The organism is Methylobacter svalbardensis, assembly GCF_037671525.1.
Lineage (GTDB): Bacteria > Pseudomonadota > Gammaproteobacteria > Methylococcales > Methylomonadaceae > Methylobacter_A > Methylobacter_A svalbardensis.
Map to the genome: position 1 here is coordinate 17,224 of NZ_JAWPOH010000049.1, position 8,487 is coordinate 25,710.

6 protein-coding genes and 1 pseudogene are annotated in these 8,487 nt (G+C 49.7%); 5 read left to right on the top strand and 2 right to left on the bottom strand.

Translation table 11 applies throughout. The features are described from left to right. Together RW114_RS15560 and carA are read left to right on the top strand one after the other, a co-directional pair. Positions 1-257 (top strand): annotated as a pseudogene (locus RW114_RS15560) (LysR family transcriptional regulator); the annotation flags it as partial. 286 nt (positions 258-543) lie between these two features. Continuing rightward, positions 544-1,680 (top strand): glutamine-hydrolyzing carbamoyl-phosphate synthase small subunit, encoded by a 1,137-nt coding sequence (carA, locus tag RW114_RS15565; RefSeq protein WP_340123682.1) that lies wholly within the window; start codon positions 544-546, stop codon positions 1,678-1,680. Positions 1,681-1,747: 67 nt separating this feature from the next. On the opposite strand, the gene RW114_RS15570 is transcribed toward carA, so the two are convergent. Next, a complete protein-coding gene (locus tag RW114_RS15570; RefSeq protein ID WP_340123683.1) occupies positions 1,748-2,077 on the bottom strand; it encodes a transposase in 330 nt (109 codons plus the stop codon). A gap of 44 nt (positions 2,078-2,121) precedes the next feature. Further along, the gene (gene norR / locus RW114_RS15575) at positions 2,122-3,681 is read right to left on the bottom strand and encodes a nitric oxide reductase transcriptional regulator NorR (RefSeq protein ID WP_340123684.1); all 1,560 of its coding nucleotides are present in this window, start codon (positions 3,679-3,681) and stop codon (positions 2,122-2,124) included. A gap of 199 nt (positions 3,682-3,880) precedes the next feature. Between norR and hcp the strand changes: the two genes are divergently transcribed. The 3 genes from hcp to RW114_RS15590 all read left to right on the top strand — a co-directional run bounded on the left by hcp (position 3,881) and on the right by RW114_RS15590 (position 7,772). Then, positions 3,881-5,548 carry a hydroxylamine reductase gene (gene hcp, locus RW114_RS15580; protein WP_340123685.1) on the top strand — a complete coding sequence of 556 codons (1,668 nt, stop codon included), beginning with the start codon at positions 3,881-3,883 and terminating at the stop codon, positions 5,546-5,548. 126 nt (positions 5,549-5,674) lie between these two features. Beyond that, positions 5,675-6,709: an aromatic/alkene monooxygenase hydroxylase FAD-binding subunit MmoC gene (gene mmoC, locus RW114_RS15585; protein ID WP_340123686.1), complete on the top strand. Its 1,035-nt coding sequence runs from the start codon at positions 5,675-5,677 to the stop codon at positions 6,707-6,709. A 106-nt stretch (positions 6,710-6,815) separates the two neighbouring features. Further along, positions 6,816-7,772, top strand: a complete 957-nt coding sequence (locus RW114_RS15590; protein WP_340123687.1) for an IS5 family transposase — start codon at positions 6,816-6,818, stop codon at positions 7,770-7,772. Positions 7,773-8,487: the final 715 nt, after the last annotated feature.

Genomic DNA, 8,487 nt, shown 5'->3' on the forward strand with positions numbered 1-8,487 from the left:
GCCCTCCTCAGGTGGTCAATATCGGCTGGCTGGGGGTACAGTTAATCATCAGTAATGGTGGTTCATGTTTTCTGCCTATGCGCATAGCTGAGCCTTTAATCCAGGCCAAAAAATTGTTTCATGTACCTGACAGTCCACAATTTAGATTACCCGCTTATATGGTTTTTCCACGCGACAGTGATTCCATTGTATTGCAACAGGTGCTGGATAGCTTCCGTTCATTGGCCATTATTGAGCAACAAAAAGCCATGAATTGAATTTACTGAAATTTGAAAAGAATGCACGCATTAAGAGGAGGATAATAGAGAGAAACAGCCTTTTTAGAAACAGGAATAGTTGAAATCATAACAAAATTACATTTTTTGAATTTTAAAACCGATTTGGAGCGCCCGTTGATTTTTGATAGGCAATGTAACTTATCTACCCGAGTAAAAATTATTAATGATCAAAGCTGTATAATTTCGTAGAATTGTATAGTTTTTTTGTGACGAGATGAGTCCTCAAGGGCTCATATTCCCGTTTTTCACATTTGAGGTGACGTATTTGGCTAAGTCTGCAATATTGGTGTTGGAAGATGGGGCCGTGTTTAACGGTGTGTCGATAGGTGTAAATGGATGTTCCGTTGGTGAAGTCGTTTTTAATACCTCGATGACCGGATATCAGGAAATTCTGAGTGATCCCTCTTATGCCCGGCAAATTGTGACATTAACCTATCCCCATATTGGTAATGTCGGAACTAATAGCGAAGACGATGAGTCTGTTGGTGTTTTTGCCAGTGGTTTGGTAATTAGGGATTTGTCATTATTGGCGAGTAACTGGCGCTGTGAAAAAACGCTGCAACAGTATTTGCTAGATAATAATGTGGTTGCTATTGCTGATATAGACACGCGAAAATTGACCCGTCTTTTGCGCGACAAAGGTGCGCAACGGGGTTGTATTATGGCCGGCGAGTCTGTTTGTCCAGAGACGGCAAAAACAGCGATTGAAAGTTTTCCTGGATTAAAAGGCATGGATTTGGCTAAAGAAGTCACTACTTCCAAGTCTTATGAGTGGACTGAAAATATCTGGCATTTGCAAAACGGCTATACGCAAGCCGAGAACCTGACTAAACATGTTATTGCCTACGACTTTGGTATTAAACGTAACATTCTCAGATTACTAGCTAATCGCGGCTGCCGTATCACTGTTGTTCCGGCAACAACATCAGCAGCCACTGTATTGGCGATGAATCCCGATGGCGTTTTTTTGTCCAATGGCCCCGGTGACCCTGATCCCTGTATTTATGCAATAGACGCTATCAAAACGATTTTAGAAACTACAATCCCTGTGTTTGGTATTTGTTTGGGGCATCAATTGCTGGCTTTGGCTAGTGGTGCAAAAACAGAAAAACTGAAATTCGGTCATCGTGGTGCGAATCACCCTGTGCAGGAGAAATCGACCGGACGCGTTATGATAAGCAGTCAAAATCACGGCTTTGCAGTCAATGAAGCCAGTCTTCCGGATAATTTAATAGCGACTTATCATTCCTTGTTTGACGGAAGTTTGCAGGGAATTGAGCGAACAGATTGTCCGGCCATGAGTTTTCAGGGACACCCTGAAGCAAGCCCAGGCCCTCATGATGTTCAGTCAATATTTGATTGGTTTATCGATAAAATGGATCAAGCACGCACTAATCAATAATTAGTCGAGCAAAGCATGCCAAAAGAACCTACATAAAATCGATTTTATTACAGGTTCTGTTGACATTTCATCGCAGCCAAATGAGAGCTGAAACGAAGCGAATAAAGCCCATGTAATTTCTGGCGAGTTTTTCAAATCGTGAAAAGACCCGTCTGTAATGTTTAATTTTACCGAAGAAACACTCAATCAGATGGCGTTCCTTATACACAAACCCATCACAGTCACGCGGCGCAATCCGGTTGCTGCGAAGCGGAATGACCGCTTGCATTCCTTTCTCCTGAATAGACTGGACGAATGCATCGCTGTCATAGCCCTTGTCGCCCAGTAGGGCTCCCGCACCTGCGGTGTGAGCTTGCAGGTGGGTAGTGAAGATGCGGATTGGAAAAAGCTGATTCACTCCTACTCACACCCCTTACCTGCATCCATGCAGGCAACAAACAATCAGGTTTCAGTTTTAACCGCCAATCGATTTAGTAGGCGATGAAAGTTACCCCGGTCCAGTCCCAGCACCCGAGCCGTAGCGGCCATATTGCCCTGTTGCGCTGCAAGTTGCTGCCCGATGAGTCGGCGCTGAAATTCGTCAACTTCATTTTTAAAATCTATCGGTGCGGATGTAGGCGTCGCAGAATCGGTTCCAGCCTTGCTGGATGGATAAGTCAGCGCCTCCGGCTGTTCCGGCACTATATCCAGATAGGCTTGGGAAATGGTTATAAAACCTGCCTGGCGATTTTCCTGAGTCGCTGACTTTAGTGCCGCCCGACTGAGTAAATGCTCCAGTTCACGAATGTTGCCCGGCCAGTGATAATCCAATAGGGCTTTCTTGGCACCCTGATCCAGACGCAACTTTTTGATGCCCAGACGCTGCTGGTTTTTTTCCAGAAAAGCGCCTACCAGCAGCAAAATGTCTTTGCCGCGCTCACGCAATGCCGGAACGTGCATCGGATAAACGGCCAGACGATGGTATAGATCCGGGCGAAACTGGCCGGCCGCGACTTCCTGTTGCAAATTGCGGTTGGTTGCGGCAATGATCCGTATATTAACCTTGATTTGTTTATCGCTGCCGACGCGCTGTATCTCGCCATTTTGCAAAGTGCGTAATAATTTGGCCTGAATGGAAAGCGGCAGTTCACCGATTTCATCCAGGAAAATCGTGCCTCCGTCAGCCAGTTCAAACTTGCCGGTTCGATCGTTAACGGCACCGGAAAACGCGCCTTTGGTGTGGCCGAATAATTCGCTCTCGGCAATACTCTCAGGCAATGCCGCGCAATTGACATAGACCATGACTTGATCGGCGCGAGTGGATTCCAGATGAATGCGCCGGGCAACCAGTTCTTTACCCACGCCCGTTTCGCCCAAAATCAAGACGGCCAGTTCGGAGGGCGCAACGATGGAAATTTCATTGCGCAATTTCCGCATGAATTCGCTGTCACCAATCATGTCATGGTCGGTATTTTCCTTGAATAAAGTTTGGGTCACATAACGCACCCGCTGCTCCAGAGAGGCAATCAGCCCTGCAGCCTTGACCGTCGCGGCAGTCAGGCTGATAAAGGTGTTGAGCTGCACCGGGTCGATATTGTCAAAAGTGCCGGGGGCCAGCGCGTCCAGCGTTAAAGCACCCCAGGGCTCCCCGTCGATAAACAGCGTAACTCCCATGCAATCATGCACCAGTAGCTGATCGTTATCGGTTTCAATGAGTCCGTCGTAGGGATCGGGCAGCTCGGAGTCGGCGGCAAAATGTACCGATTGTTCGGAGGCCAAAATCTGCGCCAAACGCGGATGTTCACTGATTAAAAAACGCCGCCCCAAGGTGTCTTCCGATAAGCCGTTAACTGCCAGCGGTATCAGGTAAGGGTCTTCAAACTTGAGCAACGCGGACGCATCGCAAGGAAAAATCCGGCACAAATGTTCCAGCAGGCGCTGGTAGCGTTGTTCTGCCGACATGTTTGTGGACAGGTCGGCAACAATGGCAATCAGCGAGCTGGAGAATAAGTTTGTAGTCATAGTGATAACGACGCTGTCAATTAGACAACTCAAAGATGATGTCAATAGCACAACGATACCCTGGATAAACCAGAAAATACAAGGTTTTTTGCTTGGCATGGTAAGTGCTCTTACTTAATTGATTGGGAAATTTACCAATGAATCTGAAAAGAATATGTCCGAACTTATTAATGCTATTCAATCTTGAGGAGAGTACCTGATGTTTTGTTACCAATGCGAACAAACCGACCGCTCCAATGCCGTCAGCGGTTGTGCTACCGCCAAAGGCATGTGCGGCAAAGATGCCACGACTTCCGATTTGCAGGATTTACTGATTCACGGCGTCAAGGGCATTGCCCAGTACGCCAAACGCGCCCGTGCCCTGAATGCCCCGGATAATGCAGCCGGTGAATTCATGCTGTATGCGATGTTTACCACTTTAACCAACGTCAACTTCAATGCCACCCGCTTCGTTACCCTGATACAGGAAGCCGCGCATATACGGGACCGGGTCAAGGCAAGCTACATTCAAGCGGCGTCTGCGTATGACAAAACGCCCGAACAACTCGCCGGTCCTGCTGCCTGGCAGCCTGCAGCCGACATGGACGGTATGCTCAAACAGGCTGCCGAAGTGGGCATCAATGCCGGACTCGACGAAGTCGGCGCGGACATTATCGGCCTGCGCTCGTTGGTGCTTTACGGCCTCAAAGGCGTTTGCGCCTATGCTCACCATGCCTATGTGCTGGGCAAGGAAAGCGATACCGTTTATGCCGGAATCGAAGATGCGCTGGATTTTTTAAGCACCGACCCAGCCGATGTTGAAGCCTTGCTGAATCAGGCCATGGCGCTGGGTACTTTAAATCTTGCGGTGATGGAATTATTGGATGAAGCCAACACCGGCACGTTTGGTGCGCAACAGCCAACTCAAGTGCGCACTACACCGATCAAAGGCAAAGCCATACTGGTGTCCGGTCATGACCTGGGCGATCTGGCCGCTTTGCTGGAGCAAACCAAAGATTCAGGCATCAATATCTACACTCACGGCGAAATGCTGCCCTCCCACGCTTACCCGAAGCTCAAGTCTTATCCGCATCTGGTCGGCAATTACGGCGGCGCCTGGCAGGATCAACAAAAAGAGTTTGCCGAGTTTCCGGGCAGCATTTTGATGACCTCCAACTGCATCATCGAGCCGCAACCCCGATACCGTCAGCGCATATTTACCGCAGGCCCGGTAGGCTGGCCCGGTGTGCGCCATATCAGTGACAAGAATTTTGCGCCGTTGATCCAGGCCGCCCAGGCATTACCCGGTTTTAAAGATGATGTCAGCGAAAAGACCATCACCATCGGTTTCGGCCGCGATGCGGTGCTGGGCGTGGCCGACAAGGTGATCGATGCGGTCAAGTCCGGAGCCATTCGCCACTTCTTCCTGGTCGGCGGCTGCGACGGCGCCGCACCCGGTCGCAATTACTACACCGAGTTCGCCGAACAGGCTCCGCAGGATACCGTGGTAATGACGCTAGGCTGCGCCAAATACCGCTTCAATCAGCATGACTTCGGCGACATCGGCGGCATTCCGCGCCTGCTGGATATAGGCCAATGCAACGACAGCTACTCGGCAATCAAAATTGCCACCGCGCTGGCCGGCGCTTTTGAATGCGGCGTGAACGATCTGCCCTTGTCCCTGGTCGTGTCCTGGTTCGAGCAAAAAGCCGTCGCCGTGCTGCTGACCTTGCTGGCGCTGGGTATCCGCAACATTCGCCTAGGCCCCACGCTGCCCGCCTTCCTGACGCCTAATCTGGTGCAGGTGCTGGTGGATAAGTTTGGGCTACAGCCCATCACCACCGCACAGGCTGACATCGAAGCATCGCTGACGCGTAAAGCAGCATAACTTAATCCTCTCCCTCGCTGCCGGAAATGAACTATTTAGCGCCCTCTTTGAAATCCCACTTTTTCAGAGAAAGCTTGAATACTTACAGCCTTTCCGGCGGCATTTTTTTTGGAGTCAAAACAAGACATGAATACTCACGCCATTGAACTCACCACCCGTGACGGAGAGCAGCTCCGTTTCGAATGTGCCGATGACCAGAATCTGCTGGAAGCTGCCGCCAGCGCACGTATAGTATTGCCTGCCCAGTGCGGACAGGGTAATTGCGGCACTTGCTATGCCGATGTCACCCACGGTGACTTTACCTTGGGCAAACATAACCCCGCGGCACTGCCCGCAGACGATGAAGCAAAGGGCGGCACGCTGCTTTGTTGCACCTTTCCTCATAGCGATATGCGCATTGACCTGCCCTTTGATTATGACCGTATTCTGCTGGGTGAAATAAAGATCAGAAACGCCGAAATTACCGCCATCGATTCCGTCGGTGAAAATACCCTGCGTCTGGAATTGCGCCTCGCACCGAATGAAGATGGCGACAGTGTAGCCGAATTTGAGCCCGGCCAGTTCATGGAACTAGAAGTGCCGGGACAAGACATCAAGCGCGCCTATTCACTTGCCAATATAAGCAATTGGGAAGGTAGGCTAGAGTTTTTGATCCGGCTGCAACCCGGCGGACTTTTTTCCACCTGGTTTCGGGAACAGGCTGCTGTTGGACAGACCCTGATCGTTCACGGGCCAAAAGGGGCTTTCGGCCTGACTGAAAGCGGCCTGAGACCGCGCTGGTTTGTGGCCGGTGGTACCGGTCTGGCGCCCATGCTGTCGATGTTAAGGCGTATGGCCGAGTTTCAGGAACCGCATCCGACACGGCTTTATTTCGGTACAAACCGGGCCGAGGAATTGTTTTGCCAGACCGAGTTGAAAGCATTGCAGGCAGAGCTGCCCCAGCTTCAGGTGATTTATTGCGTATGGAAACCGGATGATCTGTGGCAGGGCTTTTGCGGTACACCGGTTGATGCCCTGGTTCAAGATCTGGCGGATGCGACTGTATTGCCCGACATCTACCTATGCGGGCCGCCGGCGCTGATCGATGCCGCCGAAGCGGCCGCGCGAGCCAAAGGCGTGCCGGAGAAACAGGTGCTGAGTGAAAGATTCTTGCCTGCTTAAGTGATAGGTAACCGTTTCATATTAAAGATATCTAGGGAATCGCTGATTAAATCCCTACTTTGAGATAATAATGACGACACATAACCTGACTAGCGGACGAATTGCTATGCCGATACAAACCAGCTTTGCTGACCTCGAATATAACCACAAAAAACGCCAGACAAGAAGAGAAGTGTTTCTGGGCGAAATGGGGCAAACGGTTCCCTTGACAAAGATGATTACCTTGATTGAGCAGGCTTATCCGATCGCAGGGCGACGCGGCCGCCAACCGATGCCGCTGGCCAGTATGCTGCGCATTCACTGCATGCAGAACTGGTTCAGTTTTTCCGATCGTCAGATGGAAGATGCCCTCTATGAAATTGAGAGCATCCGCCGCTTTGCCGGTTTTGGTAGTGTCACAGAAGCGTTGCCGGATGAAACCACGATCCTCAACTTCCGTCATTTGTTGGGAAAGCAGCAATTGACCAAAAAACTGTTGGAGACCATTAATGATTATCTGAAAGCGCAAGGGCTCTTAGTCTCTCAAGGCACGATGGTCGATGCCACCATTATCCATGCGCCCAGTTCCACCAAAAACAAGGATAAATCACGTGATCCGGATATGCACCAAACCCGAAAAGGCCAGCAATGGTATTTCGGCATGAAAATCCATATAGGCGCCGATGTGGATTCTGGCGCAGTTCACACGGTGATAACAACGGCAGCCAATGTAGCCGATATCAATGAATTGCCCAAGCTGTTGCGCGAGGATGATCGAGTCATCTTTGCGGATGCCGGTTATACCAGCGATGAATATAGGCGTGGAGCTCGGTATCTGGGCATACGCTGGTGTGTCAATGACAAACGCAAGCCCGGCAAAAACCTGTCGGCCAGCCAGAAAAAGCGCAACCGCAAACAGTCCTCGGTTCGAGCTCGCGTGGAGCACGTTTTCCGGGTGATCAAACAACAATTTGGCTTTCAAAAGACCCGTTATCGTGGTCTGGAGAAAAATGCATCACAGGTCCACTTGCTGGTTGGTCTAGCAAATCTTTACCTGCTCAGGCGGCAGCTGATGGCTGCCTGAGGGCAAAATGCGTCTGCCGTTTCCCGATAACGACGGATTAAGAAGGAAATCGGGGGAAACTGTTATAAATACCATTTATTGTATATTGCTAAGCGGCGATTTCTGAAAAAAATCAGCTTGTCTGTCATTTGTGGCTGAAAAGCGATTTGTTCAGCGCTTCCCTAGGGCTACTATTGCTATCAATTTCACAGCATGCTCTACAAACATAGCGATAGAAGACGCTGCCAAAAGATCAAAAAGTCTCATTGTAAGGCGAGCAACTGAGCCGAACACAACAATGCTTTAAGAAAATGTGCTGATATTACGTTGTGGTTTACAGAGGGAGCTATGCGATTCAAGTTTGACCAGAACCAGTGCTCAAATTCGTCGGACTAAGCAACCACCAGCTAAAGCTGGTGGGTTTGAGTTACGGACTGAAAGTCCGGATATGCGTCGACTTTACGACGCGTCATGTATCACCCTCATGTTGGTGTTCTATTGTGTTTCACTCGATGTTCAAGTTTTTAAGCTTAGAAATACAGCCGGAAAACGGGTAAGCTAATCAGTGTAAACTGCCACGTATTTCAACACCATGTTGATGTACGAGCCGGCACACTTTATAAAATCGTTTGTCACTGATTTAGATGCAGCCCTGGGAAAGCTAAAGTCCAATGCCAGGCTGACGCACCTACAAAAGACTTGGCTAGGATTTTGTTTAACGGGGATGTTACTGACC